The organism is Kitasatospora sp. NPDC093102, assembly GCF_040683915.1.
In the GTDB taxonomy this organism is placed as follows: Bacteria; Actinomycetota; Actinomycetes; order Streptomycetales; family Streptomycetaceae; genus Kitasatospora.
This window is the reverse complement of the sequence record NZ_JBFBFA010000012.1, coordinates 86,254-113,236: the sequence shown is the minus strand read 5'-3', so window position 1 is coordinate 113,236 and position 26,983 is coordinate 86,254. Positions and strand designations below refer to the sequence as shown.

Sequence of the window (26,983 nt, the reverse complement as noted above, 5' to 3'; positions counted from 1 at the left end):
CCGGGGGGTTCGGCGGGGCCGGTGGCCGGTAAATCGGTTGCAGGCCTCGTACGGGCTGCCTACCGTGGTCCGGGTCATCAGCCAGACAAGGAGAAGGCCGTTGCTCTACTGAGGTCCCGGGACACCGCCCCCGCCGCGCAGGCCCTGCTGCCGTTGCGCGGTGCGCGAGTGTGCGACCTCAGTCACGGCCCGTGGCGCTCCTCTGTGTGACGCCACCCCTTCGTTCCCTCCGGCCGTCCCCGGTTCCGCACCCGCGGTGTCTCCCCGTGTTGCTCACCACCCCTTCGGCAACCACCCCGGGAGGCCTGTATGGCACACCAACCCACCACCACCGCCGTCCTCTGCACCGAGCTCTCGTTCGAGTGGCCCGACGGCAAGCCCGTCCTGGACGGCTTCCAGCTCGCCGTCGGCCCCGGCCGCACCGGCCTGATCGGGCTCAACGGCGCCGGCAAGTCCACCCTGATGCGGCTGATCGCCGGCGAGCTCACCCCCACCGGCGGCACCATCCGGGTCGACGGCGAACTCGGCTACCTTCCACAGGGATTGACACTCGACACGACCCTGCGGGTGGACGAGGCGCTCGGCATCCGCGGCGCCCGCGAGGCCCTGCACGCCATCGAGTCCGGCGACACCGACCAGCGCCACTTCGACGCGATCGGCGACGACTGGGACGTCGAGGAGCGCGCCCGCGCCACCCTCGACCGGCTCGGCCTGCACCGCCTCGGCCTCGACCGCACCACCGGCGAACTCTCCGGAGGCGAGGCGGTGCTGCTGCGGCTGGCCGCCCTGCTGATGGCCCGCCCCGACGTCCTGCTGCTCGACGAGCCCACCAACAACCTCGACCGGGCCGCCCGCGAGCGGCTCTACGAGACGGTGGCCGGCTGGAGCGGCGTGATGCTGATCGTCAGCCACGACCGCGAGCTGCTCCGGCACGTCGACCAGATCGCCGACCTCAGGGGCGGCGAAGTCACCTGGTACGGCGGCAACTTCGAGGACTACGAACGCACCCTCGCGGCCCAGCAGGAGACGGCCGAGCGGTTGCTGCGCAACGCCGAGGCCGACGTCCAGCGCCAGAAGCGGGACTTGGCCGACGCCCGTGTCCGGCTGGACCGCAGCGCCGCGTACGGCAAGAAGCGCTCGGTCACCCGCAACGACCCGCACATCTTCGCCGGGATGCTCAAGCGCAAGGGCCAGGAGACGGCCGGCCGTCTCCAGGGCATGCACACCGAGCGCCTGGAGGAGGCCAAGGCGCGGCTCAGCGCGGCCGAGGAGGCGGTGCGGGACGACGCCGAGATCCGGATCGACCTGCCGCGCACCGCCGTTCCGGCCGGCCGCACGGTGCTCACCCTGGACAAGGTCCGGCTGCCCTACGGCACCACCGCCGACCTCGACCTGCGCGGGCCCGAGCGGATCGCCCTGGTCGGCCGCAACGGCGCCGGCAAGTCCACCTTGCTGCGCACCATCGCGGGCGAACTCGCCCCGCTGGAAGGGGAGGTCATCACCCCGGTGCCGCTGCGGCACCTCCCGCAGCGGCTCGACCTGCTGGACGACGAGCGCTCCGTCGTGGAGAACGTCAAGCTGTTCGCCCCCGCCGCCGGGGACAACGCGGTCCGTGCCCGGCTCGCCCGCTTCCTGTTCCGCGGCGCCCGGGCCGACCAGCCCGCCGCCACCCTCTCCGGCGGCGAGCGGTTCCGCGCGACGCTGGCCGCCCTGCTGCTGGCCGACCCGCCGCCGCAGCTGCTGCTGCTCGACGAGCCGACCAACAACCTGGACCTCGCCAGCGTCCGCCAGCTCACCCAGGCGCTCGCCGCCTACCGGGGCGCGCTGATCGTGGCCAGCCACGACCTGCCGTTCCTGCGCGGCCTGGGCCTCACCCGGTGGCTGGAGCTGGACGGCGAACTGCGGGCGGTGGAGCCGATGTAGCCGATGTAGCGCCTACCGCTGCTGATCCTGCTGACTCTGCCGGTCCTGCTCGCCCCGGGCATCCCGCTCGCCCCGCTCGCCCCGGGCGCCCTCGACGAGCATCCGGCGGGCCGTGCTCAGGGCCGAGTCCCTGAGCGCGGCCAGCTCGTCGGCGGTGAACACCGGGGTGCGGACGTTCGGCGGGATGCCCGGTCCGTCGAAGGTGCTGCCGTCCCGGGTGAGGTACTTCTCGTTCGGCAGGACGACCATGAAGTCCGGCGAGAGCGTCTTGATCAGGATGTCGGAGAAGACGCCCTGGGTGTTCTCGCCGACCCGGAGCACCTGCGGGGACCGGCCCATCATGGCCTGGGTGAAGGTTTCGGCCGCGCTGGTCGAGATCGAGGAGGTGAGCACCGCCACCGGCCCGGTGAAGTGCCGGCCCGTCGAGGGCCGTACGACGACCGGCTCGGGCCGGGTGAACTTCGTCGGATCGGCCGGGTCGTTGCGTGCCACCTTCCGGTAGGCGACGTAGGGGCGATCGGTGAGCCGGGCGGCGATGTGCAGCCCGAGCGAGTCCGAGCCGCCGCCGTTCAGCCGCACGTCGACGACCAGGCCGGTGGGCCGACTCCGGTCGGCCAGCAGGGCGTCCAGCGCCCGGTCCAGTTCGTCGACCTGGCTCTGCTGGTCGCCGTCGGTGTACTCGTCGAAGCTGCTCACCCGGAGGTAGCCGACGCCGTCGGGGAGCCGGCCCACGCCGAGCCGGCCTCCGGCGAAGAGCTGCTCCGGGCCGGTGAGCTGGGCGGCCGAGGCCTGCCGGGCCCGCGTGGTCAGTTCCTCGGTCGGCACGGTCGACCCGGGCCGCTGCCCGCCGAAGACCTCCTTGGGCTGCCCGTCGACCACCCGGGCCAGTCCGGTGTGCGCGTCGCCGAGCGGGCGGAGCATGTCCACGAGGACGGCCTGCAACTGGTCGGCGGTCGTCGTCGGGGTGATCGTACGGCGCTTCTCGTCCCGGACGGCGTGCCAGTCGATCCCCTTGGCGGCGAAGAAGGGGTAGTTCTCCTCGAAGTTCTCCCAGAACCGGTCGAAGACCGCGAGCGGGTCGTTCGGAGCCGGCGTGGTGCACAGCGGCGGCAGGGCGTCCAGACGGTTGAGCGTCTTGCTGCCGGCCCCGCTCTCCTCGCGCTCCACGGCCCGGTTCCGGCCCTTGGGGGTGAGCGTCAGGGCGAGGTTGCCCACGCCGTAGCGGGTGGTGCCGTCCGGGCCGGGCGCCGCGGTCCGCGTCCCGGTCACCCACCCGGGCACGCAGCTGTGCGCCGTCACGTCGTAGGTGGTGAGCCGGTCCCCGGAGACCGCGATCAGCAGGCCGTAGCCCTCCACCCGCCAGACCCCCTCCAGCGGGTTCGCCCGCCCTCCCTGGGCCGCGGCCGCCCCCGGTGCCGCCAGCCCCGCCGCCGTCGCGAGCGCCACCGCCGCGGCCGCCGCCCTGCCGATGCTCCTCTGTGTCATCTCCGGCCTCCGCCGAACCCCGGTCTCCCCCGCGGAACCCCTCCGCCACCGCTCCCTCCCGACGTTACGGCCGGCCCCGTCGACCGGGCGTCATCCCCCGTGCCGCACCCGCTTCCTCCTCCGGGCCCATCCGGAGCCGGGCGGAATGGTCCCTGGCGCTCTCGACAGCAACCGTTTTGACGGTGGGTGAAAATCCGTCACCCGTGGCCCCAACTGTCCATGGCTCCAGTAGCATCGGCAGCATGCCTGCGCTCAACATCGAGTACACGGAGCACGAACTCGCCGCGATCCGCGAGGCCGCCGCCGCGGACGGCAAGACCGTGAAGGCCTACGTCCACGACCTGAGCGTGCGGGAGCACCAGCGGCGGGTCTTCGTGGACCACGCGGTGGCGTTCTGGAAGGCGCACCGGGCCGAGTTCGACGCCGCGTTCCCCGAGGACGCACCCGCGGCGTGAGGGGCGGGTGCGCAACGCGATGAGGGGCGGGGGAGTGGCGCTGCTCCACGTCGACCTGCGCTGGCTGCTCGACGTCCAGGAGCTGGCCTCCCCGGAGGACCTCAGCGTGCGGGACTACTCGGCGCTGCAGGCCGCCGTCGCCCGGCACCGGGTGAACACCGCGCAGCTCGGCCACGACGCGGACCCGGCCTGGTGCGCGGCCACCCTGATGCACACCATCGTGCTGCTGCGCCCGCTGCCGGTGCGCAACAACCTGTACGCCTGTATGACGACGGCCGCGTACATGCACGCTGCCGGGGAGGGGATCGACCCGCCGTACGGGGCGCTGGTGGAGCTGGCCCGCGGCATAGCGGAGGGCCGGGCGGACGTGTACGCGGCGGCCGACCGGATCCGCGACTGGCGGATCTGAGGCCGACCGCCGGGGCGGTCCCCTGCGGGGCTGTTCCTGCGGCGCCGGCCGCAGCCGCCCGCGATCCGCATCCGGAGCCGGTCCGGCCCGCCCGCGATCCGCATCCGGAGCCGGTCCAGCCCGCCCGCGATCCGGGTCCGGAGCCGGTCCGGCCCGTCGGGGAGCCACGGCGGGGCGGGTGCGGCTGTCAGCCCGGCAGCACGAAGCCCGACTCGTACGCGGCGATGACCGCCTGGGTGCGGTCCCGCGCGCCCAGCTTGGCCAGCACGCTGCCGACGTGCGTCTTCACCGTCTCCTGGCTCACCACCAGCTGCCGCGCGATCTCGCCGTTGTTGAGTCCGGTGGCCATCAGCCGCAGCACCTGCCCCTCCCGTTCGGTCAGCCGCCCGATCGGCCCCCGGCCCGCCGACCCGCTCTCCCGGCGTCGGTCCGCGCCGTGGCGCAGGGCGAGTTCGCGGACGGCCGCCGGGAACAGCAGCGAGTCGCCGCGCGCGACCAGCCGCACCGCCTGCACCATCTCCTCCGCCCGGGCCCGCTTCAGCAGGAACCCGGCGGCGCCGGCGCGCAGCGCGTCGTACACGTGGTCGTCGTGCTCGAAGGTGGTGACCACCAGGATGCGCGGCGGCGCGGCCATCCCGTTGACCAGCTGTTCGGTGGCCCGGATGCCGTCGATGCCGGGCATCCGGACGTCCATCAGCACCACGTCCGGGCGCAGTTCGCGCACCAGCGGGACGACCTCGGCGCCGTCGGCGGCCTCGCCGACCACGGTGAGGTCCGGTTCGCTGTCGATCACCACCCGCAGGCCCAGTCGGACCAGCCGCTCGTCGTCCGCGATCACCACCCGGATGCCGTCGGCACCTCGCTGCACGCCGCCCTGGTCCACGCCTTCGTTCACGCCCTGGCTCACATCCCGGTTCACGCCTCGGCCCGCACCTTCGTTCACGCCTGGGCTCACGTCCTCGTTCACGTCGTCCCTCCCACCGGCAGCCAGACGGCCAGCCGCCACGTCGTTCCGTCCTCGCCGGGCCCCGCCGTGCTGCCGCCGTGCAGCGCCGCCGCCCGCTCCCCGATCCCGCGCAGCCCGCGCCCGCCGCCGGGGCGGCTCGGCCGGCCGGGGCCGAGCGGATTGGTCAGTTCGATCTCCAGCCGGCCGTCGGCCAGCCCGACCCGCAGCCCGGCCGGGGCGGGCCCGGCGTGGCGCAGCACATTGGTCAGGCCCTCCTGCACGATCCGGTACGCCTCGCGGGAGACCGCCTCGGGCAGGCCGGCCAGCCCGGGTGCCAGCTCGGCGTCCACCGCCACCCCGGCGCGACCGAGCTGGCGCAGCAGGTCGTCCAGCCCGGCGAGGGTGGGGCCGGCCGGTTCGGCGGCCTCCGGGTCCTCCTCGCGCAACACCCCGAGCACGGCGTCGAGTTCGGCGACGGCCGCCCGGGCGGTCTCCTCGATCGCCGCGAGCGCCTCGGCGGCGAAGTCCGGGTTGCTGCGCAGCACCCGGGCGGCGGCCGAGGCCTGGATGCCGACGGCGCTGAGCGCGTGCCCGACGGAGTCGTGCAGCTCGCGGGCCAGCCGGTTGCGCTGGGCGAGCACGGTGGCCCGGCGTTCGGCGGCGGCCACCCGCTCCTCCGGGGTCGGGCCGAGCAGGGCGGGCGCCCAACGGGCGAGCAGCGCGCCGCAGACGGCGTTGATGCCGACGAGCAGCAGCAGCACGCCGAGGCCGAGGACGGGGCCGGTGGCCAGCCAGGAGGGGAAGTGCCGCTCCCACATCCGGACGAACTCCTCGGTCCCGGAGAAGCCGAGGACCAGCACCACCGCGAACGGGGTGCCGGCGAGTGTCATCCCGGCGACCACCCCGCCGAACAGGACGTGCAGCACGTACCAGAGCGCGGTGCGCCACCTGGCCGCCCAGGAGCGGGCCGGTCCGGTGGCCAGTTCCTCCGGCCGGGCCACCGTGCACAGGGCCCGCGCCGCCGCGCCCTCCAGCCCCCGCGCCATCGGCACCAGCGCGGTGACGGCGGCCATCGGCAGCGAGGTGAGCAGCGACAGGACGCACAGGAGCAGTTGGCGGCCGGGCGGCTGGTTCGGGTCGAGCGCCCCGAAGAGCACCACCGACAGCATCCAGTACGGCATCAGCAGCGCGCCGCCCAGCACCAGGTGCACCCAGCGCAGCCGGGCCCGCCGTCCGACCGATGCCCCCGCCGCGCGCCGCAGTAGCCTGCCCACCCCCGTGATCACCCGCGCGACTCTACGGCAGCGGCGGGCCGGCGGGCGCCCCACTCGGTCAGCGCGATCGCTCCGACCGCCAGGACCAGCATCGCCGCCACCACCTGGGCGGTCTGCACCAGAGGCGTCAGCCCGGGCACGGCCGTCCGCAGTTCGGTCACCCGGGTCGTCGTCGCCCCGAAGGCCACCAGCTGCCAGCCGCCCCAGCCGAACAGCGACCCGGCCGCCGTCCAGACCACCAGCAGCGGCACGAGCAGCCGCCGCCCCGGACCGATCCGGAAGACGAGGACCAGCAGCGCCGCCGCCGCGGCCACGGCCATCACCGCGGCCACCCCGTCCATCACCGCCACGCCCCGGTTCCGGTCCTCCACCATGCTCTGCGGCAGTCCGGCGGTGCCGCCGAGCGCCCAGTAGGCCCGGCCCACTGCGACGCCCGCGGCGAGCAGCGCGGCGACGCAGGCGAGGACGCGCTGCACGGTCAGGGTGGGGGAGTCGGGCAGGCCGCCGGTCCGCTCCCGCAGCAGCCCGGCCCAGCGCCGGCGGGCGTACAGCGCGAAGGCGGTGAGCAGCGCGAGGCCCTGGACGGCGAAGCCGCCGTACACGACGAGGAAGACCCAGTTGCCGAGGCCCTTGTCGTCCGGGTTGCCGTGCTCCGGACCGAGCACCAGGAGGCTCAGCAGGTACAGCGGCAGCGCGACCAGGATCGTGCCGAGCAGCCCGGTCGCCACCCACATCGGGAACGCCACCAGCCCGGCCGGCGCCCGCCGCCCCCACGGCCGGACGAACGCGAGCGCCAGCGCCACGGCGATCGCGTCCATGCCGAAGGTCAGCAGGTTCACCAGCCACAGCCGGTCCATCTCGCCGGGGTCGTCCGATCCCACCGGATGCCCGGTCAGCCACAGCAGCTTCAGCGTCAGGTACGGCCCGGTCGCCGCCACCGCCGTCCACGCGGCCCCGGCCCGCACCACCTGCTCGTTGATCCTCATGCCCCCACGGTCCCGCCGGGCCCCGCCCCGGGTCCTCCGCCCGGGGCGCGATCCCCCTCCCCCTGCCGGGGGATCTCCGGCTCAGGCCGACGCGGTGGCCGGGGCCATCCGGTGGATCACCCGCTCCTCCTCGTCGGCGCGGCCGTCCGGGTCGGCGACCAGCCCGAGCCGCTCGGCGAGCCGGCGCGAGGGCAGGTTGTCGGCCCGGATCAGGGCGGTCACCGGGATGCCGGGGAAGCGCGGCAGCGCCTCGGCCATCGCGGCCCGGGCCGCCTCCGCCGCGTACCCCTTCCCCCAGGCGGACGGCCGGAAGCGGTAGTAGAGGTTGAACACCCGCTCCCCGTCCAGGGTGTGCAGGCACAGCCCGGCGAACCCGATGACCGTCCCCGGCTCCTCCCTGGCGGCGACGGCGCAGTACCCCACCCCGTCCCGCACCCAGTCGGTGACGAACCCGTCCAGCATCGCCTGCGCCTGGGCGATCTCCCGCTGCGGCCCGTGCGGGTTGTACCGGTTGGTCTCCGGATCCCCGTGGATCGCGAACACCGCCTCCACGTCGCTCTCCTGCGGCCGCGTCAGCACCAGTCGTTGGGAGGCGGCGACGATCGTGCGGGCGTGCTGGGTGGTGGTGGTCATGGCGTATCTCCGTGTCTCGCGTAATAGATCTACCGCAAGGTAGGCCATTACCCTGACACCTGCTCGCCCACTTTCCGCCTGCTACAGGATCGGCTCGCAGCCGATCGCCGCGGCGCCGACGGTGAGGAACTGCTTCCACGTCTCGGCCGTGCCGGGGAACGGCCCTTGGACGGTGATGTCGGAGTCCATCCGGAAGTAGGTCGGCTTGCCCTGGCAGGTCGCCACCACTTCCCTGTTCGTGATGGGGGATCCGGCCCAGCGTGATCGACCGAATGCGGGCGATGCGTCTTTCTCGGACAGCGGGCCGCGAACCCGGGGCTCGGTTCCGATGGAGAAGGTATGGGCGACACGGTCCTGGTCCGTGCTGATCCGGCAGACCCACAACGGGTCGAACGCGGTGTTCGTGATCTCCTTGTAGCCCTTGCCCGCGGCAGCCCCGGACGCGGTGAACCCGGGCAAGCCGCAGACCGAGGCGGGGTTCAGCTCATGGGCCTGCCCGGCCTGCGACAGCTCGTGCGGAGCGGGAAGCGGCGACTTCCCGCATCCCTTGTCCGCTGCGACGCCGTTCGCCGCTGCCACTGCGAGGCGGGCGAGCTTTTCGGTGCCGGGTCCGCCGTGGCCACCCGACTTGACCTCGACCCGCAACCCGTTGCCGCACTCCTCGGGGAGGAGCGCCCAGGCCCGGCCGTCGCGGGCCGCCCCGGTCGCACCGCCGTTCGCCGAGGCGGCGAACAGCCGGCCTCCCGAGTCGGCCAGGTAAGGGCCGAGGTCGTCGGCCTGAAGCACCTGCACGAAGATGGACCGGCTGTCGCCGAACATCCCGGGGCTCACTGTTGCCGTACAGAACGCTCCGCCACTGGGGGACTGCCAGGCACCGTTCTTCTCACTGCCGACGGGGCCGGACCCCAGCGCGTCGTTCAGGGCAGCCGCGCTCACCGCACCGTCGCACACGCTGTCCGGTCCGAACACGTTGCTCAGGTTGCTCGCGAGGAACGCCCCCACTCCAGCCACGACCACCGTCACCGCTGTTGCGGCGACCACCGCCCGCACCCGCAGCGGCCAGGTGGTGAACCCGCGCCGGTCGAGCGCCGCGTCGACCTTGCCGACCACTCCTTCGGAGGTCTTCTGCTGTCGTCCAGCCACGGGATCAGCCCTTCCCGAAGGCCGCGGTATGGGCCTGCGTGATCGACGTCTGGTAGCGGACGTTGGCCGCGTCCGCCAGTTGACCGAGGACGGGGTCGCGATCCGGCACGCCGTACTGGTGAGCCTTCTCCAGGAGCATGGCCTGCACCTGGGACTGGCCCATGGTGTAGAGCTTGCTCAGGTCTCCCTGAGCCTTGGTGTCGATCTGCGCGTTGACCTTGGCCGCCCATTCGGACGTGGCGACGTCGACGTAGCGCTGGGCTATGTCCCCCACCGGCAGCCAGCTGGCACCCGGCAGCATGTTCGCCACCGTGCCGACGTAGTGGTAGTCCATCTTGGCTTTCCAGTTGACCTTGAACTGCTCGTCGGACTTGTGGTCGGTGATGGTGTCCGCCTGGACGGCGTCGAGGGCGCCGAGCGCCTTGCCGGCCTGGTCGACGAGAGTTTCGAACTGTGCGTCCGGCCGGCCGTTGACCCCCTTGAACGCCTCCGGACCGAAATCGGCCATCCGCCGGGCCACCTCCTGGGTCTCGGCCAGGTGGATCAGGGAGTACGACTCCGGGTCCTCGGCGGTGCCGCGGATCACCCGGAGCAACTGCTCGCGGGTGGTGTGCAGTCCACCGGGTTCGGACGGGCCGGGGAGGTCCTTGCTGAGGATGTCGTGGGTGTCGGCGATGTACTCGCTGACCATGTTGGCCATCGGGCGGCGGAGTCCGGCGTACATGGCGTTCTCGTTGCCCGCCTTGTCCCCGCCCAGGGTGGAGAGCGCGGTGTCCATGATCCGGGTCATCGTCGCGTCGTGCGGGTGCACAGGCGCCTGGCCGGGGCCGTGGCCGGTCGCGGCGGACTCCAGCATCTCCGCGAACATCCGGTGGGAGGTGTCGCGCAGGACGCTCTCGGGGAGCTTGCCCTCCTGGCCCTCGTCGAGCCAGGTGCGGTCCTTGAGCAGGTGGACGAGGTTCTGGTTCTTGCTCGGGTCGAGGAATTCCTGGGTCGTCGCCACGTCGCCCTTCATCATCCTCAACAGCGGGGCCAGCGGGTCGCCCTTCTGGGGGTCGTTGATCCAGTTCGGACCCCACAGCTCCTCGCCCTTGACCTTGCTGGAGGCCTCGAAGTCGAGCAGGTCGGTGCCGACCCTGCGCACGAAGGCCTTGTCGAAGTTCCCCTTCGCCTCCATCAGCGCGGTGAGTGCGGGGTAGTTGTCATTCCACCCGGCCGCCGAGCCGCCGGGGCGCCGGGCCGCCGCGAAGAGCCTGTCCTCCCACTCCTTGCCCATTCCGCCGTCGCGGGTGGCGGTGGCCAACGCGACGGACAGGCTGCCGTAGACGTCCTGGTAGCCCTTGGCGTTGTGGTTGCCGTGGGCGAGGTTGTCGTAGACCTTGCTGTACTCCAGCAGGGCTTCGGGGCCGGTCTTTCCGCCGGCGTTGAGGCCGTTGAGCAGGGTGGTGGAGAAGTCCTTGTTCTCCGCGTTGGCGGCCATGAGCGCGTTCAGCTGATTGAGCTGGTCGTCGGAGAGGCTTCCGGCCTTGGACATCAGGTCCGTGGCCCGCTTGGCGTCGGCGACCGGGCCGGCGCCGTACGGGGCGGCGTTGAAGGAGGTGGTGCTGGTGCCTATGTCGCCCTGGAGGGCCACGGTGGCTTTCTGGTCGGCGGCGGTGGCCTTGGCGACAGCCTTGTTGAGCCGGTCCGACAGCGCCTGGGCGTTGGCCCGGATGGTGGGCTCGGCCTCGGGGTCGTTCCTCGACTCCTTCGGTACGGTCCACTTGACCGTCCCGTCCGCGGTGACGCTGAGGGTGCTGTCGCCCTGCGCGTCGTGGAGCGCCGTATCGAGGTCGCGGCGGGCGGCGGCGAAGTCCTCGGCGGCGGTCTTCATGATCGCGGCGAGGGCGGTGGCGACGGCCGAGGCCTGCTTGAAGTCGCCGTCGACGCCCTGCAGGGCCTTGGTCGCCTGATCGGCGGCCGTGCCCTTCCAGCCGGCCCGCTGCGCCGTGCTGGTGAGGTCCTTGGCGACCCGGCCGTCCAGGGAGGTGAGGGCCTTGGCGACACCGGACCACGCCTCGGCGGCGTCGTTGATCGCGGCGAAGTCGGCCTCGTGCAGTTCCTTGAAGGACACCATCTGTTTGTTCCCCTCCCTTTGTTACTGGCGCCCGCAGAGGTCTGCGGCGGTCCTGGTCTCGTTGGCGTGGTAGTTCTGCTGGGTCTTGTCGAGGTTTCCGGCGATGGTGCCGAGCTTGTCGTGCAGCGTCTTGCACTGCTGCATCCACCGCTCGGTGCTGCCGGTGAGGGCGCCGCCGAAGGAGAAACCGCGGATCTTGGTCGACGCGGTGCTCGCGTACTCGGTGAGGCTGTGCGCACCGGGGCCGGCCTTGCCGTTGGCGCTGTCGAGGTCGGTCGCGATCTGCCGGGCCATCCCGGCCGAGGCGGCGAGCTCGTACGGAGTGTCGAGCTGGGTGGTCCCTGCGCCGGGCGAGGAGGCGGACGGGCTTCCGGCGCCTGCGAGGACGAGCCTGGCGTACGACGGCGTCGCGGCGTCGCTCGGCGTCGAGTCCAGGACCGGGGCGACCGGCCCCGTGGTGAACCCCTGGTTGCCCATGTGTGTGCAATCCTCCCCATTCGGCAGGGCGGCCGTTCTCCCCCTGCGGCATGACGACCGTACAGGTGGCCACTGTCGGCACACCGACCCACCCTCCGTGGTGCGGGGCGTGCGAGGAGTGGGCGGATTCACCAAGGCTTGGTCAAGGGGGAATTGGCGGCTCGGCGCAAGAGCGGAGGTCTTGTTACCGGCGGGTCGCTTGCCTATCATCCCGAGTGTTACAGCTTTACTGTCAAACCCGTCGGGAAGGGTTCAGCAGCCAGTGGGTGACACGAGCAGGGCGCCGGAGGCCGGGGGGCCGCTGGCGGGTGTGCGGGTGGTGGAGCTCGCCGGGATCGGGCCGGGGCCGTTCGCGGCGATGCTTCTGGGGGACCTCGGGGCGGACGTGGTGCGGGTGGACCGGCCGGAGCCGTCGCCGCTCGGCACGGACCCGGCGTACGACCTCAGCAACCGCAACAAGCGCTCGGTGCTGATCGACCTGAAGTCCCCCGAGGGCCCCGGGCGGGTACTGGACCTGGTCGAGCGGGCGGACCTGCTGATCGAGGGCTACCGGCCGGGCGTCGCGGAGCGGCTCGGGGTCGGGCCCGCGGCGTGCCTGGCGCGCAACCCCGCCCTGGTGTACGGGCGGATGACCGGCTGGGGGCAGCACGGCCCCCGGGCGGCGACCGCCGGGCACGACCTCGGGTACGCGGCGGTCGCCGGGGTGCTCGGGATGGTGGCGGCGCCGGGCGGGGCCGAGGAGGCGCCCGGCATCCCGGCCAACCTGCTGGGCGACTACGCGGGCGGCTCGCTCTACCTGGTCGTCGGACTGCTCGCCGGGCTGCACCACGCCCGGGCCACCGGCGCCGGCCAGGTGGTCGACGCCGCGATCGTGGACGGCGCGGCGCACCTCGGCAGCATGCTGTGGGGCCTGCTCGCGGCCGGCCACTGGCAGGACCGCCGCGGCGGCAACCTGCTGGACGGCGGCGCACCGTTCTACGCGGTGTACCGGGCGGCCGACGGCGGGCACCTGGCCGTCGGCGCGCTGGAGCCGCGCTTCTACGCGGAGTTCGCCCGGCTGCTGGAGCTGGGCCCGGACGCGCCCGGTCAGTACGACCCGGCCCGCTGGCCCGAGCTGCGCACCCTGATCGCGGCCCGCTTCGCCACCCGGACCAGGGCCGAGTGGGAGGACGTCTTCGCCGGCTCCGACGCCTGCGTGGAACCGGTGCTGACGATGCGTCAGGCCGCTGCGGACGCCCACCTGTCGGCGCGCGGGACGTACGTCGAGGCGGGCGGCGTCACCCAGCCCGCCCCGGCTCCGCGCTTCTCCGCCACCCCGGGCGCCCTGCGCCGCCCGCCGGCCCGGCCGGGCGCGGACACCGCCGAGGTGGCCCGGGACTGGGGCGTCCCCTCCCTCAACCCTTCGGCAGAGCAAGGAGAGTAGCTTTGCAGCGCGAGATCTTCACCGAGCAGCACGACGACTTCCGGGCCACCGTGCGGGCCTTCCTGGCCAAGGAGGTGCTGCCGCACTACGACCGCTGGGAGAAGGCCGGAATCGTCGACCGCTCCGTCTGGCTCGCGGCCGGTCGGCAGGGCCTGCTCGGCCTCGCCGTCCCTGAGGAGTACGGCGGCGGCGGCACCCCGGACTTCCGCTACGCCGCCGTGCTGGCCGAGGAGTTCGCCCGGGCCGGCGCCTCCGGCCTGGCGATCGGCCTGCACAACGACATCATCGGCCCGTACCTCACCTCGCTCGCCACCGAGGAGCAGAAGCGCCGCTGGCTGCCCGGCTTCTGTTCGGGCGAGCTGATCACCGCGATCGCGATGACCGAGCCCGGCACCGGCTCCGACCTCCAGGGCATCCGCACCCAGGCGGTCGACCGGGGCGACCACTACCTGCTCAACGGCGCCAAGACCTTCATCTCCAACGGCATCCTCGCCGACCTGGTGATCGTGGTCGCCCGTACCACCCCGGAGGGCGGCGCGCACGGCCTGAGCCTGCTGGCCGTCGAACGCGGCACGCCCGGCTTCGAGCGCGGCCGCAACCTCGACAAGATCGGCCAGAAGGCCCAGGACACCGCCGAGCTGTTCTTCGAGGACGTCCGGGTGCCGAAGGAGAACCTGATCGGCGAGCTCAACGGCGGCTTCGTCCACCTGATGCAGAACCTCGCCCAGGAGCGGCTCACCATCGCCGCCGCGGCGATCGCCGGCGCCGAGTACCTGGTCGAGATCACCACCGACTACGTCAAGCAGCGCGAGGCCTTCGGCCGTCCGCTCGCCAAGCTCCAGCACGTCCGCTTCGAGATCGCCGAACTGGCCACCGAGTGCGCCGTCACCCGTGCCTTCGTGGACCGCTGCATCACCGAGCACAACCGCTGGGCGCTCACCCCGGCGGACGCCTCGATGGCCAAGTGGTGGGCCACCGAGCTGCAGAAGCGCACCGCCGACCGCTGCCTCCAACTGCATGGCGGCTACGGCTACATGAGCGAGTTCCCGGTCGCCCGGGCGTTCACCGACGGCCGCATCCAGACCATCTACGGCGGCACCACCGAGATCATGAAGGAGATCGTCGGCCGCTCCATCCTCGGCTGAGCGTTCCCCCTCAAGCCCCCTGCCCTGAAAGGCGTTCCCACCGTGACCACCGAAGCGTACGTCTACGACGCGATCCGCACCCCGCGCGGCCGGGGCAAGGCCTCCGGCTCGCTGCACGGCACCAAGCCGATCGACCTGGTCGTCGGACTGATCCACGAACTGCGCAACCGCTACCCCGGGTTGGACCCGGCGGCGATCGACGACATCGTGCTCGGCGTGGTCAGCCCGGTCGGCGACCAGGGCTCCGACATCGCCCGGATCGCCGCCATCGCGGCGGGCCTGCCCGACACCGTCGCCGGCGTCCAGGAGAACCGCTTCTGCGCCTCCGGGCTGGAAGCCGTCAACCTGGCTGCCGCCAAGGTCCGCTCCGGCTGGGAGGACCTGGTCCTGGCCGGCGGCGTGGAGTCGATGTCCCGGGTGAAGATGGCCTCCGACGGCGGCGCCTGGTTCGCCGACCCGATGACCGCCTACGAGACCAACTTCGCCCCGCAGGGCATCGGCGCCGACCTCATCGCCACCATCGAGGGCTTCTCCCGCACCGACGTGGACGCCTTCGCCGCCGAGTCCCAGGCCCGCGCCGCCAAGGCCCAGGCGGACGGCCTGTTCGACCGCTCGGTCGTCCCGGTGCGCGACCGCAACGGCCTGGTCGTGCTGGAGCGCGACGAGTTCATCCGCCCCGGCACCACCGTCGAGACCCTGGCCGGCCTCAAGCCCTCCTTCGCCGCCATCGGCGAGGCCGGCGGCTTCGATGCCGTCGCCCTCCAGAAGTACCACTGGGTCGAGGCCATCGACCACGTCCACCACGCGGGCAACTCCTCCGGCATCGTGGACGGCGCCGCGCTGGTGGCCATCGGCAACCGCGAGGTCGGCGAGCGGTACGGGCTGCGCCCGCGCGCCCGGATCGTCTCCGCCGCCGTCTCCGGCTCCGAGCCGACCATCATGCTCACCGGCCCCGCCCCGGCCACCCACAAGGCGCTCGCCAAGGCCGGGCTCACCGCCGCCGACATCGACCTGGTCGAGATCAACGAGGCCTTCGCCGCGGTCGCCCTCCGCTTCATCCGCGAACTCGGCTTCCGCCACGACCAGGTGAACGTCAACGGCGGCGCGATCGCGCTCGGCCACCCGCTCGGCGCCACCGGGGCGATGCTGCTCGGCACCGTGATCGACGAACTGGAGCGGCGCGACCTGCGCTACGGCCTGATCACCCTCTGCGTGGGCGGCGGCATGGGCATCGCCACCATCGTCGAGCGCATCTGAGCCCGCCCGTCGCCCATCGCCACCCTTCTTGCGACACTCCCCCAGGCTTCGCCCGGGGGTACCCCCATCGCGTGGCACCTCCTTTTGCAGATCTGGAGACCGTGAACCCATGAGCGACACCACCACCATCCGCTGGGAGCAGGACCAGGACGGCGTGGTCACGCTCGTCCTCGACGACCCCACCCAGTCCGTCAACACCATGAACGAGGCCTTCACCGCCGACTTCGAGACCGTCGTCGAGCGGCTGGCGAACCTGGGGGACGCGCTGCGCGGCGTGGTCGTCACCTCCGGCAAGAAGACCTTCTTCGCCGGGGGAGACCTCCGGATGCTCTCCGCCGCCCGACCCGAGGACGCCGAGGCCGTCTTCGAGAAGTCGCTGCGGATCAAGCGTGCGCTGCGCACCCTGGAGACCCTCGGCAAGCCCGTCGTCGCCGCCGTCAACGGCAGCGCGCTCGGCGGCGGCCTGGAGATCGCCCTCGCCTGCCACCACCGGATCGCGCTCGACACCCCGGCCAGCCGGATCGGCCTGCCCGAGGTCACCCTCGGCCTGCTGCCGGGCGGCGGCGGAGTGGTCCGTACGGTCCGGCTGTTCGGCATCACCGACGCCCTGCTGAAGTTCCTGCTCCAAGGCCGCCAGTACCGCCCGGCGCAGGCGCTGGAGAACGGACTGGTGCACGAACTGGTCGACACCCCCGAGGAACTGGCCGCCCGGGCACGCGCCTGGATCGAGGCCAACCCGACCGCCGTCCAGCCCTGGGACGTCAAGGGCTACAAGATCCCCGGCGGCACCCCGGCCACCCCGGCCTTCGCGGCCAACCTCCCCGCCTTCCCGGCCAACCTGCGCAAGCAGCTGAACGGCGCGCCCTACCCGGCCCCGCGCAACATCCTGGCCGCCGCCGTGGAGAGCGCCCAGGTGGACGTCGACACCGCGATGACGATCGAGGCCCGCTACTTCACCGAGCTCGCCTGCGGGCAGACCAGCAAGAACATGATCCAGGCGCTGTTCTTCGACATGCAGGCGGTCAACTCCGGCGCCGGGCGCCCGAAGGACGTCGAGAAGCGGCTGGTCCGCAAGGTCGCGGTGCTCGGCGCCGGGATGATGGGCGCGGGCATCGCCTACGCCTGTGCCAAGGCCGGCATCGAGGTCGTGCTCAAGGACGTCGGCGTCGAGGCCGCCGAGCGCGGAAAGGCCTACTCCGAGGGGCTGCTGAACAAGGCAATCGCGCGCGGGCGTTCCACCGAGGCCAAGCGCGACGAGCTGCTGGCCCGGATCACCCCCACCGCCGAGGCCGCCGACCTGGCCGGCTGCGACGCGGTGATCGAGGCGGTCTTCGAGAACACCGAGCTCAAGCACAAGGTGTTCCAGGAGATCGAGGGCGTGGTCGGCCCCGACGCGCTGCTCTGCTCCAACACCTCCACCCTGCCGATCGGCCTGCTCGCCGAAGGCGTCGAGCGCCAGGACGACTTCATCGGGCTGCACTTCTTCTCGCCGGTCGACAAGATGCGCCTGGTCGAGATCATCCGCGGCCCGCGGACCGGGGACGCCGCGCTGGCCCGCGCCTTCGACCTGGTCCGGCAGATCGACCGGACCCCGATCGTGGTCAACGACTCGCGCGGCTTCTTCACCTCGCGGGTGATCGGCCAGTTCCTCAACGAGGGCGTCGCCATGGTCGGCGAGGGCGTCCACCCGGCCAGCATCGAGCAGGCCGCCGCCCAGGCCGGCTACCCCGCCAAGGTGCTCTCCCTGATGGACGAGCTCACCCTCACCCTGCCGCGCAAGATCCGCGACGAGCACCGGCGCTCGGTGGAGGCCGCCGGCGGCACTTGGACGCCGCACCCGGCGGACACGGTGGTCGACCGGATGGTCGACGAGTTCGGCCGCCCGGGACGCAGCGGCGGCGCGGGCTTCTACGAGTACGGCGAGGACGGCAAGCGCGGGCGGCTCTGGCCGGGGCTGCTGGAGCACTTCGGCGGTGGCGTCTCCGAGGTGCCGTTCGAGGACCTCAAGGAGCGGATGCTGTTCAGCGAGGCGCTGGACTCGGTGCGCTGCCTGGAGGAGGGCGTGCTGACCTCGGTCGCCGACGCCAACGTGGGCTCGATCCTCGGCATCGGCTTCCCGGCCTGGACGGGCGGCGTGTTCCAGTACATCAACGGGTACCAGGGCGGCCCGGCCGGCTTCGTCGCCCGGGCCCGCGAACTCGCCGCCGCGTACGGCGAGCGGTTCGCGCCGCCGGCGCTGCTGGAGCGGGTGGCGGCCGAGGGGCGGACGTTCACGGACTGACCCGCGGACCTACTCGGACCCGGGTGAGGCGGTGTCCCGCACGGCCTCACCCGGGTCCTGGCTCGGGCTTCGGCCCGGGTCCTGGTGCGGCTCCCGACCCGGTGGTTCCTGGCGCAGCTCCTCGCCCAGTTCCTCCCGCAGGGACCGCTGGAAGGCCGTGACCAGGGCCTGCGCCACCATCGGCTGGATGTGGTCCGTGAGCGCCTTCATCCGGGCCAGCTCCGCCGGCGCGGGCTCGCTCTCCCGGTACGGCTTCCACACCGTCTCGCGGAACAGCCGCTGCAACTCCCTTGCCGTCGCCCGGCTGTGCGCCAGCACCACCGTCCGGGCGGCCAGCAGCGTCTCCAACGGGATCGGCACGTCCAGGATCCGCACACCCAGCGGCAGCAGCCCCGGATCCACCCGGAACACCTCCGGATCCTCCGTCCGTTCCACCGCCCCCATCGCGGTGAGCCGTTCGACCTGTTCCTCCGTCAACCCCCGTCCGGCCCGCCGCTCCAACTGCGCCCTGGTGGCCTCCTCCGGGCTCTCCGGCGTCCAGGACGCCACCAGCGCACGGTGGATCGCCAGGTCCAGCGGGGTGCTGTCCTCCGGCAACCGTGCCAGGTACCGCTCGATCGCGGCCAACGTCAGCCCCTGCCGCTGCAGTTCCTCGATCAGCCCCAGCCGGTCCAGGTGTGCCGCCCCGTACAGCCCCACCCGCCGCGGCCCCAGCTCCGGCGGCGGCAACAGGCCCTTCGTCCCGTAGAACCGCACCGTCCGTACCGTCACCCCGGCCCGCGCCGCCAGCTCGTCGACCGTCAGCCGCAGCCCGGCCCCCGCGCCGCCGTGCTCCCCCATCTGCCGCCTCCCGCACTGGCACACTCCTGCTGTGACAGCAGCAGTGTGCCAGTGCCGCCCGTGCCGGTCCACCGATGGGCGGCGGGTGTGTGGGCGGTGAGGGGTTTCGTCGGCGGTGGTGACTGCGCGGCGTGTGCGGGTGGGGCTGTGCCGGCACGCCGACGCCCCTGCCGTCCACCGGGCGCGGTTTCGGGCAGGGGCGTCGGGACGCCGCTGGCGTGAGGTCAGGCGAGGGCGGCGTGGTGGCGGCGGGTGACCTCGGGATGGGCGCGGGTGTAGCCCTTCCACTCGTTGAGGCCGAAGTCGGCGAAGAGCGGGTTGTCCGGGTCCTCGGTGGCGCCGGGGGCGTGGTGGGCGAGCGGGAAGTCCAGCGGCTCGATGTGGGCGTCGAGGCGGGGGTTGTAGAAGAACGGCACCGAGAAGCGCTCGTGGGCGCCGGGCGGGCTGACCACACGGTGATTGGTGGCCTTGAGGTAACCGTCCGTGGCCACCTCCAGCAGCTCGCCGAGGTTGACGACGAAGGCGCCGTCGAGCGGCGGGACGTCCAGGAAGGTGCCGTCCGCGCGCTCGACCTGGAGGCCGCCGACGGTGTCCTGCAGCAGCAGGGTGATGAAGCCGTAGTCCTTGTGGACGCCGACGCCCTGGCCGGCGCCGTCCGGGGCGGTGCCGGGGTAACGGACCAGCTTGAGGCGCAGATGGGGGTGGTCCGCGAAGGCCTCGTCGTAGAAGTCGGGGCGGGCGCCGATCGCGCTGAGGAGCTCGTGCAGCAGACGGCGGGCGACCTCGCCGAGGTGGTCGATCCAGCCGAGCGCGGCGGTGCGCAGCTCGGGGAGCGCCTCGGGCCACTGGTTGGGCCCCTCCAGCCACCAGTACGGGGGCTCGTCGGCGCCGGGGACGTGCGGGGGCAGCTCGGCACCGATGTCCAGCTGGTCGCGCCAGTCCTGGCTGCCGCCGGTGCGCTCGTCACCGGTGTGGGTGTAGCCCCGGTAGTGGGGGGAGTTGAGGTTGCTCACGGCCAGCCGGTCGGACTCGGGGAGCGCGAAGAAGGCGCGCATGGCCCGGGCGAGCGCGGCGGTTTCCCCCGGGGTGACGCCGTGGCCGACGAGCTGGAAGAAGCCGACGCCGGTGGCCGCGGTGCGGAGCTCGTCGTGCAGGCGGCGACGGTCCTCCGGGCTGCCGTCGGCGAGCGAGAGGTCGATCACCGGGAGGGCGTCCGCCGGCGTGGAGTCGGTGCCGGTTTCGGATATGGGTGTGTACTGCTGCGTCATGTGTGACATCCGCTGGGTCTCGTCCCGGCTGGTCCCGGTGGTCGACCGGGGACGGCCGGAGCAGCGTCTGGTGCGGCGGGTGCTCCGGGGGCCGGGAGGTGGTGGCGGCATGGCAGGGCCGCCGTTGAGGGTGGGTGGCGCGAGGTTCAGCCGGAGCGTCGACAGGACATGGTCGTCACGCGGAGCAGGTCCACGTGGCGGCGGCGAACAAGGATGAGCACCTCATCAGCCTAATTGACCCGCTCCGTGGCAGGCGAGACCCCTGCAGCGGAGGGACACTCGCCACTTGTCGGTGATCCATCAAGGCATGGGGTGGTGGTGCCGGAGTGCGGCGGCTCCTTTCGTGAGTTGCGGCTTCGAGGGGTTACGGCTTCGGGAGTCGCGGCTTCGAGGGGGTTACGGCCACTTTCAGGAGTTGTTGAGGTAGGCCAGGACGGCCAGGACGCGGCGGTTGTCGTCGTCGGAGGGCTGGAGGTCGAGCCGGACGAAGATCGACGCGGTGTGCTTGGCGACCGCCCGCTCGGTGATCACCAGCTGCTGGGCGATCGCCGCGTTGGACCGGCCCTCCGCCATGAGCGCCAGCACCTGCCGCTCGCGCGGGGAGAGGGTGGAGACCGGGCCGGCCGAGGAGTTGTGGGTGAGCAGCCGGGTGATCACCTCCGGATCCATCGCGGTGCCGCCCTGGGCGACCCGCCGGACGGCGTCGATGAACTGGCTGCCGTCCATCACCCGGTCCTTGAGCAGGTATCCGATCCCACCGGTGCTGCCGGCCAGCAGCTCGCGCGCGTACAGCTGCTCCACGAACTGTGACAGCACCAGGACGGGCAGACCCGGGTGGGCCTGACGGGCCGCCAGTGCGGCCCGCAGCCCCTCGTCGGTGAAGCTCGGCGGCAGCCGGACGTCGACCACGGCGATGTCGGGCAGGTCCGCGGCCACCGCGGCGAGCAGTTGCTCGCCGTTCTCCACCGCCGCGGTGACCTTCATGCCGTTGGCCTCCAGCAGCCGGGTCAGGCCGTCCCGGAGGAGGAAGAGGTCTTCGGCGAGGACAACGCGCACGGGATCTCCAGGTTCACAATGGTCGGCCCACCGGACGGGCTGCTGATCGCGAGCACCCCGTCGAAGGCGGCCAGTCGGCGTTCGGTTCCGCTGAGGCCGGTTCCCCGGGACGGGTCGGCGCCGCCGCGCCCGTCGTCGGTCACCGATATCCGCAGCAGCCCGCCACTGTGCCCTATCTCGATCCACACGTGCGAGGCCCCGGCGTGCTTCACCACGTTGGCCAGCAGTTCCGTCACCGCGAAGTAGGCGGCCGACTCCACCGGAGCGGGGGCCCGGCCCGGCAGGCCGCCGGTGAAGCTGACCGGCAGGGGCAGGTCCAGTGCCGTTGCCTGCACCGCGTCGGCCAGGCCGCGGTCGGCCAGAACCGGCGGGTGGATGCCCCGGACCAGGTCCCGCAGCTCGCTCAGCGCCTTCACCGAGGACGTCCGGGCTTCGGCCAGCAGCGGCCCGAGGGCGTCCGGGTCGTGCTTCAGCTGCTCGGCCACGGTCAGCAGCATGCCCAGTGCCACCAGCCGGGCCTGCGCCCCGTCGTGCAGGTCCCGCTCGATCCGGCGCAACTCGGCGGCCCCGGCGTCGATGGTGTCCGCCCTGGTCCGGGCCAGGTGGCTGACCTGGCGGGCGAGTTCGGCCCGCCGGGAGGGCCCGAGCAGGGCCCGGGCGGCCTTCTCGTGGATCCGCAGGGCCGGTGGGGCGGCCCACAGGACGGCCAGCGGGGCGACGGTCAGGCCCATCGCGTAGACGATGCCCAGCGCGAAGAACCGTCCGTTCCGGCCGAAGACCTCCAGGGTGACCGGGGCCAGCAGGACGATTGCGGCGGTGAGCAGCACGGCCGTGCCGGTGAGCAGCGTCCAGGCGACGTCCCGCCAGGCCGCCGGGTCGGTGAGCCAGCCGCCGGCGCGCAGCCGCCGCCAGGGCCCGGCGCCGACCGGTCGGCGGTACGGCACCGCGATCGGCCGCCCGCTCCACTTCCCGACCGTCCGCCTGCTCTCCGTTGCGATCCAGCGGGCCCCGAACAGCCCGAGCACCAGCAGCGAGGGCGCCAGCCAGAGCGAGCCGGACCGGCCGCCGGGTGCGGCACCGCCGTAGAGGTGCGTCGCCATCAGCGCTATCGCCCCCGGGGCGAACAGCGCGGCGCCGACCGCCCGGCCGCCGCCCCCGGTGGCCCAGCAGAGCATCCAGAGGGCGACCGGCGCCATCGGCACCGCCAGGATCAGCGGCCCGCCCGGGTGGAAGTCCCGGGGCTCGTCCGGACCGAACAGTGCGGTGGCCAGCAGGACCGGCCCGGCCAGCAGCGCGAGGAAGCCCGTCACGGCCAGCGTCGCCGCGTACCAGGCACGCACCCCGTCCGTGCAGGCCCGGCCGACCCGCAAGGCCAGTCCGTTCAGCACTCCCGCGTTCATGACGCGCCCCCTTCCCTTCCGTGGCCCCCGTCGGGAGGCCCGGAGCCGCGGCCTCGGAGCCGCGGCCTCGGAGCCGCGGCTCCGAAGCCCGCTGCGGACCCCGGTTCCGATCTTTCGAGGGGTCAGTCTGCCCGGCCGGGGCGTCCGGCGCTCTAGGCCTGAACACCCAGTTCGGGGTGTATCTGGATACACCTCCGAGAGGCCGTCCAGACGGCTGTCCGCACCCCGCCTCCGATTCGTAGCGTCGTGTCCCGTCAGCCGGCCCGGGTCCTTCCCGGTGCCGGATCCAGAACAGTGGAGGGCCCGTGAACGCGCCGATCATCCGGATCCGCGGCGTCGACAAGACGTACGACCGATCCGACGACGCCCGTCCCGCCCTGGCCGGGCTCGACCTGGAGGTCCGGGCCGGCGAGGCGCTGGCCGTGCTCGGCCGCTCGGGCAGCGGCAAGTCCACCCTGCTGAACCTGATCGCCGGCCTCGACCGCCCGAGCGGGGGCGAGGTGGAGGTGGACGGCGTGGCCGTGCACCGGCTCGGCGAGGCCGCGCTGGCCGAGTACCGGCGGACGCGGATCGGCATGGTGTTCCAGTTCTTCAACCTGCTGGACGACCTGAACGTGGAGGACAACGTGCTGCTCCCGGCCCAGCTGGCCGGGATGCGGCGGGAGCAGGCCCGGGCCCGGGCCGGGGAGCTGCTGGAGCGGCTGGGGGTGGCCCGGCACGCCAGGGCCTTCCCCGGTCGGCTCTCCGGCGGCGAGCGGCAAAGGGTCGCGGTGGCCAGGGCGCTGATGAACCGTCCGCCGCTGCTGCTGGCCGACGAGCCCACCGGGGCGCTGGACACCGCCTCGGCCGCCGACGTCCGCGACCTGCTGCGCGGGCTCAACGCGGAGGGCCAGACGATCCTGCTGGTCACTCACGACACCGCGCTCGCCGAGGCCTGCGCCGACCGGACGATCGAGCTGCTCGACGGCCGGCTGGTCCGGGACACGGCGGCCGTGCCGGCGCCGGGCGGTGGCCGATGAGCGCGCTCGGCAAGGTGGTGCGCGCCGGGGTCGGCCGCAGGCGGGTGCAGACCCTGGTCATGGTGCTCACCACGATGATGTCCGTGACGGCGTGCATCCTCGCGCTCGGGCTGCTGGTCGCCGCCCAGGGCCCGTACCAGCGCTCCTTCGCCGACCAGCACGGCGCGCACCTCAATGTGCTGTACGACCCGGCCAAGGCGAGCCCCGCCCAGCTCGCGGCGACGGCGCACGCGTCCGGCGTGACGGCCTCGGCCGGCCCCTACCAGGCGGTCACCGTCCAGCCGCGCTCCGGCTCCGGCTCCCGGATCCCCCCGGCCGGGAGTCTGCTGCCGCCGATGACGCTGGTGGGCCGTGCCGAGAGCGGCCCACTGGACGACCTGCGGGTCACCAACGGCCGCTGGATCGAGGGTCCCGGCGAGGTGGTGTTCCTGGACGGGCACTCCCCGCTGGCGGTCGGCGACAGCATGGAGTTCCCGGACCTGCCGGGGCACCCGTCGCTCAAGGTCGTCGGCCTGGCGGCCTCGGTCTCCTGGAGCGCGGACGGCTGGGTCGCCCCGGAGCAGGTGGCCGGGCTGACGGCGCCCGGCGCCGCGCCCGCCGCGCAGTACCTCTACCGCTTCGCCCACGCCGGCAGCGACGCGGAGGTGGAGGCGGACCGCGCCGCGCTGGCCGCCGCGGTCCCGGGCGGGGCGCTCGCCAAGGCCACCTCCTACCGGCCCGCCCGGGAGGAGGCGAACCGGACGGCCTCGACCTTCGTCCCGTTCGTCACGGCCTTCGGGGTGCTCGGTCTGGCCATGTCGGTGCTGATCATCGGCGTCGTGGTCAGCGGCGCCGTCAGTGCCGCCACCCGGCGGATCGGCATCCTCAAGTCCCTCGGCTTCACCCCGGCCCAGGTGGCGCGCGCTTACGTCGGCCAGGCGCTGATCCCCGCCGGGGTCGGCACGGCGCTCGGCGTGCTCGTCGGCAACCTGCTGTCCGTACCGGTCCTCGGGCTGGCCCACAAGGCCCTGCGCGGCGGACTGCTCGGCATCCCGGTCTGGGTGGACGCCGTGGTCGCGGTGGTGGCCCTGGGCGCCGTGGCGGGCACCGCGCTGGTACCGGCGTTGCGGGCCGGGCGGCTGCGGACGGTGGAGGCGCTCGCGGTCGGCCGGACGGCGCCGGGCGCCGAACGGGCGGCCGCCCGAGGTGCGGCCGACGGGGCAGGGGCGGTGGGCCCGCTGACCCGGGCGCAGGACCTGATCGGCCGACTGCCGGTGCCACGGGCGCTCAGCCTGGGGCTGGCCTCCCCGCTCAACCGGCCGGGCCGCTCGGCGACCACCGGCGCCGCCGTGGTGCTCGGCACGGTCGGGGTCACCCTCTGCGTCGGCCTGACGCTCTCGTTGAGCTCCCTCCAGGAGGGCCTGACGGCCGATCGCGCGGGCAAGGTGGTGGTCCAGGCCCCGATGGAGGGCTCCGCGCAGCCCGTCGATCACGTGGACGAGGCGGCCGTGGCCAAGGCCATCGACTCCCGCCCGGGCACCCGGGCCTGGTACAGCAGCGTCCCCACCCCGGTCACCCTGGCCGGGAACACCGGTCGCTCCGAGGTGGTCGCGTTCAGCGGCGACGCCTCCTGGAGCGGCTTCCAGCTGGTCTCCGGCCGCTGGTTCCACGGCCCCGGCGAGGTCGTGGTGGCCGCGGCCTACCTGCGGGCCAACCAGGCGAAGGTCAGTGACACCGTCACCCTCACCGACCACGGGCGGAGCACCCCGGCGAAGATCACCGGCGAGGTCCTGACCACCAGCGACCTGGTGTTCACGGACCGGGCCGCGCTGGCGCCGCTCGGCGGCACGATCCACGCCGAGGCGCTCTCCTTCCACGTCGACCTCACTCCCGGCACCGACGCGCAGGCCTACGCCGACGGGCTGGACCAGGCCGTCAAGCCGTTGGGCCTGGGCGCCGAACCCGGTGGGGAGCACCTCAACATCGTGGTGCTGGCGATGAACACCCTGGCGGGCACACTCACGCTGCTGCTCTCCGTGGTGGCAGGGCTCGGGGTGCTCAACACCGTGCTGTTGGACACCCGGGAGCGGGTGCACGACCTCGGGGTGCTCAAGGCGCTCGGGATGTCACCACGGCAGACCGTCGGCATGGTGCTCACCTCGGTCTGCGGCAGCGGGCTGGCGGCCGGGCTGGTCGGGGTTCCGATCGGCATCCTGGTGCACCACCAGGTGATGCCAGCGATGGCCGAGGCCGCAGGGATCGGAGTGCCGGACGCCGACCTCGCCGTGTTCGCCCCGCCGGTGGCGGGGCCGCTGATACTCGGCGGCCTGGTGCTGGCCCTGCTCGGCGCCGTCCTCCCCGCCACTTGGGCGGCCCGCACCCGGACGGTCACGGCGCTGCGGACGGAGTGACGACGGGGGAGAGCCGGGAGAGGGGCACGCCCGGCGCCGCCCGGCTCTGCCCGGGAGCCCCCCGTAAGGCTCCCAGGCAGAGGTCAGGGAGGGGCCGGACGGGGCCGACCCGGCGCAGCCCGGCTCGGGGCCCAGCCCGGCTCGGGCCAGCCCAGGCCGGGTCAGCCCAGGCCAGCCCGACCCCGGTCATCCGACCGGGCCCGGATCAGGACAGCCGCGCCGCCGCGTACGCCTCCATGGCGGCACGCTGGTACGCGGCCAGACCCTGGGCGATGGCCTCGTACGCGGCGCTCCACTGCTCGTTCTCGGTGCAGGAACGGGCGATCGCCAGGTACTCCTCGGTCGGGACCGACCGGATGGTGCCGAGCAGCCGGTACTCCTCGTCGATCGTGCTCTGCACGGGCTCGGCGTCGGCCGGGTGGCCGGCCGCCATCAGCTCCGCCAGGCGGATCATGCGGGCGGTCCGCTCGCGCTGTCCGGCCTCGATCTCGGCCGGGGCCATCGCGGCGGTCGCTCGCCGGGCGGCCTCGGCGTGCTCAGGGAAGTCGCGCAGGCTCGCGTCGACGTCATCGGGCTGGATGCCCTCGAACAGGTTCTCGGGGCGGTTGATGGTCATGGGCGTGCCGTCCTTCCGGGAGAGTTCCAGGTCGGCGATCGTGCGGGAAACGGTGGCGGCCAGGGCATCGAGCCGGTCGCGCTCGGCGACCAGTCGCCGGCGGTGGCCCCGCAGGGCCTCCAGCTCGTCCACCTGATCGCCCAGGATCCGGGCGATCTCGGTCAGTCCCACGCCCAGGGCCCGCAGTACCAGGATCTGTTGCAGCTGGAGCAACTGCCGCTCCTCGTAGTAGCGGTGGCCGTTGGAGCCGATCCAGGCCGGTGGCAGCAGCCCGATCTCGTCGTAGTGCCGGAGGGTTCGGGCCGTCACACCGGACATCCGGGCTACTTCAGCGATGGGCCAGGCCATGGCCGCCTCCCTCGTTTCCACGTCCCCACGTTCGCGCGGACCGGGCCGGTTCTCCGGCCCTGGTCACGACGGTAGAAGCTGCCGCTGCGGCAG

General features: G+C 73.2%; 22 protein-coding genes. 9 read left to right on the top strand and 13 right to left on the bottom strand.

The annotated features are described in order from the left end of the window. The first annotated feature begins 309 nt into the window (after positions 1 to 309). Entirely contained in the window at positions 310 to 1,923 is a 1,614-nt protein-coding gene (locus AB0O11_RS18895; RefSeq protein WP_363387879.1) for an ABC-F family ATP-binding cassette domain-containing protein, read from the top strand. Positions 1,924 to 1,935: 12 nt separating this feature from the next. On the opposite strand, the gene AB0O11_RS18890 is transcribed toward AB0O11_RS18895, so the two are convergent. Beyond that, entirely contained in the window at positions 1,936 to 3,408 is a 1,473-nt protein-coding gene (locus AB0O11_RS18890) for a S41 family peptidase (RefSeq protein ID WP_363387876.1), read from the bottom strand. A 242-nt stretch (positions 3,409 to 3,650) separates the two neighbouring features. On the opposite strand from AB0O11_RS18890, the gene AB0O11_RS18885 reads away from it, so the two are divergent. Together AB0O11_RS18885 and AB0O11_RS18880 are read left to right on the top strand one after the other, a co-directional pair. Next, on the top strand, positions 3,651 to 3,863 hold the full coding sequence (locus tag AB0O11_RS18885) for a hypothetical protein (protein WP_363387873.1): 213 nt from the start codon (positions 3,651 to 3,653) through the stop codon (positions 3,861 to 3,863). Positions 3,864 to 3,897: 34 nt separating this feature from the next. Further along, a complete protein-coding gene (locus AB0O11_RS18880; protein ID WP_224280449.1) occupies positions 3,898 to 4,272 on the top strand; it encodes a toxin Doc in 375 nt (124 codons plus the stop codon). Positions 4,273 to 4,459: 187 nt separating this feature from the next. On the opposite strand, the gene AB0O11_RS18875 is transcribed toward AB0O11_RS18880, so the two are convergent. The 7 genes from AB0O11_RS18875 to AB0O11_RS18845 form a co-directional block, all read right to left on the bottom strand. Then, on the bottom strand, positions 4,460 to 5,140 hold the full coding sequence (locus AB0O11_RS18875; RefSeq protein ID WP_363388080.1) for a response regulator transcription factor: 681 nt from the start codon (positions 5,138 to 5,140) through the stop codon (positions 4,460 to 4,462). Between the two features lie 95 nt (positions 5,141 to 5,235). After that, a complete protein-coding gene (locus AB0O11_RS18870) occupies positions 5,236 to 6,504 on the bottom strand; it encodes a histidine kinase (protein WP_363387870.1) in 1,269 nt (422 codons plus the stop codon). Then, complete coding sequence (locus AB0O11_RS18865) at positions 6,501 to 7,478, bottom strand: hypothetical protein (RefSeq protein WP_363387868.1); 978 nt, start codon at positions 7,476 to 7,478, stop codon at positions 6,501 to 6,503. Before AB0O11_RS18865 ends, AB0O11_RS18870 begins: the two co-directional genes overlap by 4 nt. An 81-nt stretch (positions 7,479 to 7,559) precedes the next feature. Beyond that, a complete protein-coding gene (locus AB0O11_RS18860) occupies positions 7,560 to 8,111 on the bottom strand; it encodes a GNAT family N-acetyltransferase (RefSeq protein ID WP_363387865.1) in 552 nt (183 codons plus the stop codon). A gap of 81 nt (positions 8,112 to 8,192) precedes the next feature. Next, positions 8,193 to 9,221, bottom strand: coding sequence for a hypothetical protein (locus tag AB0O11_RS18855; RefSeq protein WP_363387862.1), 1,029 nt, complete (start codon positions 9,219 to 9,221; stop codon positions 8,193 to 8,195). A gap of 37 nt (positions 9,222 to 9,258) precedes the next feature. Then, positions 9,259 to 11,370 (bottom strand): hypothetical protein, encoded by a 2,112-nt coding sequence (locus AB0O11_RS18850; RefSeq protein WP_363387859.1) that lies wholly within the window; start codon positions 11,368 to 11,370, stop codon positions 9,259 to 9,261. A gap of 21 nt (positions 11,371 to 11,391) precedes the next feature. After that, positions 11,392 to 11,847 carry a hypothetical protein gene (locus tag AB0O11_RS18845; RefSeq protein ID WP_363387856.1) on the bottom strand — a complete coding sequence of 152 codons (456 nt, stop codon included), beginning with the start codon at positions 11,845 to 11,847 and terminating at the stop codon, positions 11,392 to 11,394. A 262-nt stretch (positions 11,848 to 12,109) separates the two neighbouring features. Here AB0O11_RS18845 and AB0O11_RS18840 point away from each other — a divergent pair, with 262 nt between their 5' ends. The 4 genes from AB0O11_RS18840 (at position 12,110) to AB0O11_RS18825 (ending at position 17,953) form a co-directional block, all read left to right on the top strand. After that, complete coding sequence (locus AB0O11_RS18840) at positions 12,110 to 13,270, top strand: CaiB/BaiF CoA-transferase family protein (RefSeq protein ID WP_363387853.1); 1,161 nt, start codon at positions 12,110 to 12,112, stop codon at positions 13,268 to 13,270. Positions 13,271 to 13,272: 2 nt separating this feature from the next. Continuing rightward, on the top strand, positions 13,273 to 14,415 hold the full coding sequence (locus AB0O11_RS18835; RefSeq protein ID WP_363387850.1) for an acyl-CoA dehydrogenase family protein: 1,143 nt from the start codon (positions 13,273 to 13,275) through the stop codon (positions 14,413 to 14,415). Between the two features lie 42 nt (positions 14,416 to 14,457). After that, positions 14,458 to 15,672 carry an acetyl-CoA C-acetyltransferase gene (locus tag AB0O11_RS18830; RefSeq protein ID WP_224279338.1) on the top strand — a complete coding sequence of 405 codons (1,215 nt, stop codon included), beginning with the start codon at positions 14,458 to 14,460 and terminating at the stop codon, positions 15,670 to 15,672. Positions 15,673 to 15,781: 109 nt separating this feature from the next. Further along, positions 15,782 to 17,953: a 3-hydroxyacyl-CoA dehydrogenase NAD-binding domain-containing protein gene (locus AB0O11_RS18825; RefSeq protein ID WP_363387848.1), complete on the top strand. Its 2,172-nt coding sequence runs from the start codon at positions 15,782 to 15,784 to the stop codon at positions 17,951 to 17,953. Between the two features lie 9 nt (positions 17,954 to 17,962). Here AB0O11_RS18825 and AB0O11_RS18820 read toward each other — a convergent pair whose 3' ends face one another. From AB0O11_RS18820 to AB0O11_RS18805, 4 genes are all read right to left on the bottom strand, one after another. Continuing rightward, positions 17,963 to 18,793 carry a MerR family transcriptional regulator gene (locus AB0O11_RS18820; protein ID WP_363387845.1) on the bottom strand — a complete coding sequence of 277 codons (831 nt, stop codon included), beginning with the start codon at positions 18,791 to 18,793 and terminating at the stop codon, positions 17,963 to 17,965. Positions 18,794 to 19,017: 224 nt separating this feature from the next. After that, complete coding sequence (locus AB0O11_RS18815) at positions 19,018 to 20,061, bottom strand: 2-oxoglutarate and iron-dependent oxygenase domain-containing protein (protein WP_363387842.1); 1,044 nt, start codon at positions 20,059 to 20,061, stop codon at positions 19,018 to 19,020. A gap of 408 nt (positions 20,062 to 20,469) precedes the next feature. Further along, entirely contained in the window at positions 20,470 to 21,117 is a 648-nt protein-coding gene (locus AB0O11_RS18810; protein WP_363387839.1) for a response regulator transcription factor, read from the bottom strand. Continuing rightward, entirely contained in the window at positions 21,069 to 22,517 is a 1,449-nt protein-coding gene (locus tag AB0O11_RS18805) for a histidine kinase (RefSeq protein WP_363387836.1), read from the bottom strand. The genes AB0O11_RS18810 and AB0O11_RS18805 overlap by 49 nt, the downstream gene beginning before the upstream one ends. A gap of 305 nt (positions 22,518 to 22,822) precedes the next feature. Between AB0O11_RS18805 and AB0O11_RS18800 the strand changes: the two genes are divergently transcribed. Further along, entirely contained in the window at positions 22,823 to 23,536 is a 714-nt protein-coding gene (locus AB0O11_RS18800) for an ABC transporter ATP-binding protein (protein ID WP_363387833.1), read from the top strand. After that, positions 23,533 to 25,926, top strand: a complete 2,394-nt coding sequence (locus tag AB0O11_RS18795; RefSeq protein WP_363387830.1) for an FtsX-like permease family protein — start codon at positions 23,533 to 23,535, stop codon at positions 25,924 to 25,926. The genes AB0O11_RS18800 and AB0O11_RS18795 overlap by 4 nt, the downstream gene beginning before the upstream one ends. Positions 25,927 to 26,131: 205 nt before the next feature. Here the strand turns inward: AB0O11_RS18795 and AB0O11_RS18790 are convergent, their stop codons facing one another. Next, positions 26,132 to 26,890 carry a MerR family transcriptional regulator gene (locus AB0O11_RS18790; protein ID WP_363387827.1) on the bottom strand — a complete coding sequence of 253 codons (759 nt, stop codon included), beginning with the start codon at positions 26,888 to 26,890 and terminating at the stop codon, positions 26,132 to 26,134. Positions 26,891 to 26,983: the final 93 nt, after the last annotated feature.

What these genes read in the sequence shown, in the direction of transcription:
- AB0O11_RS18795 (WP_363387830.1), top strand. Translation starts at nt 23,533, where the DNA reads ATGAGCGCGCTCGGCAAGGTGGTGCGCGCCGGGGTCGGCCGCAGGCGG.
- AB0O11_RS18815 (WP_363387842.1), bottom strand. Translation starts at nt 20,061, where the DNA reads ATGACGCAGCAGTACACACCCATATCCGAAACCGGCACCGACTCCACG.
- AB0O11_RS18885 (WP_363387873.1), top strand. Translation starts at nt 3,651, where the DNA reads ATGCCTGCGCTCAACATCGAGTACACGGAGCACGAACTCGCCGCGATC.
- AB0O11_RS18860 (WP_363387865.1), bottom strand. Translation starts at nt 8,111, where the DNA reads ATGACCACCACCACCCAGCACGCCCGCACGATCGTCGCCGCCTCCCAA.
- AB0O11_RS18790 (WP_363387827.1), bottom strand. Translation starts at nt 26,890, where the DNA reads ATGGCCTGGCCCATCGCTGAAGTAGCCCGGATGTCCGGTGTGACGGCC.
- AB0O11_RS18850 (WP_363387859.1), bottom strand. Translation starts at nt 11,370, where the DNA reads ATGGTGTCCTTCAAGGAACTGCACGAGGCCGACTTCGCCGCGATCAAC.
- AB0O11_RS18865 (WP_363387868.1), bottom strand. Translation starts at nt 7,478, where the DNA reads ATGAGGATCAACGAGCAGGTGGTGCGGGCCGGGGCCGCGTGGACGGCG.
- AB0O11_RS18890 (WP_363387876.1), bottom strand. Translation starts at nt 3,408, where the DNA reads ATGACACAGAGGAGCATCGGCAGGGCGGCGGCCGCGGCGGTGGCGCTC.
- AB0O11_RS18820 (WP_363387845.1), bottom strand. Translation starts at nt 18,793, where the DNA reads ATGGGGGAGCACGGCGGCGCGGGGGCCGGGCTGCGGCTGACGGTCGAC.
- AB0O11_RS18895 (WP_363387879.1), top strand. Translation starts at nt 310, where the DNA reads ATGGCACACCAACCCACCACCACCGCCGTCCTCTGCACCGAGCTCTCG.
- AB0O11_RS18845 (WP_363387856.1), bottom strand. Translation starts at nt 11,847, where the DNA reads ATGGGCAACCAGGGGTTCACCACGGGGCCGGTCGCCCCGGTCCTGGAC.
- AB0O11_RS18805 (WP_363387836.1), bottom strand. Translation starts at nt 22,517, where the DNA reads ATGAACGCGGGAGTGCTGAACGGACTGGCCTTGCGGGTCGGCCGGGCC.
- AB0O11_RS18825 (WP_363387848.1), top strand. Translation starts at nt 15,782, where the DNA reads ATGAGCGACACCACCACCATCCGCTGGGAGCAGGACCAGGACGGCGTG.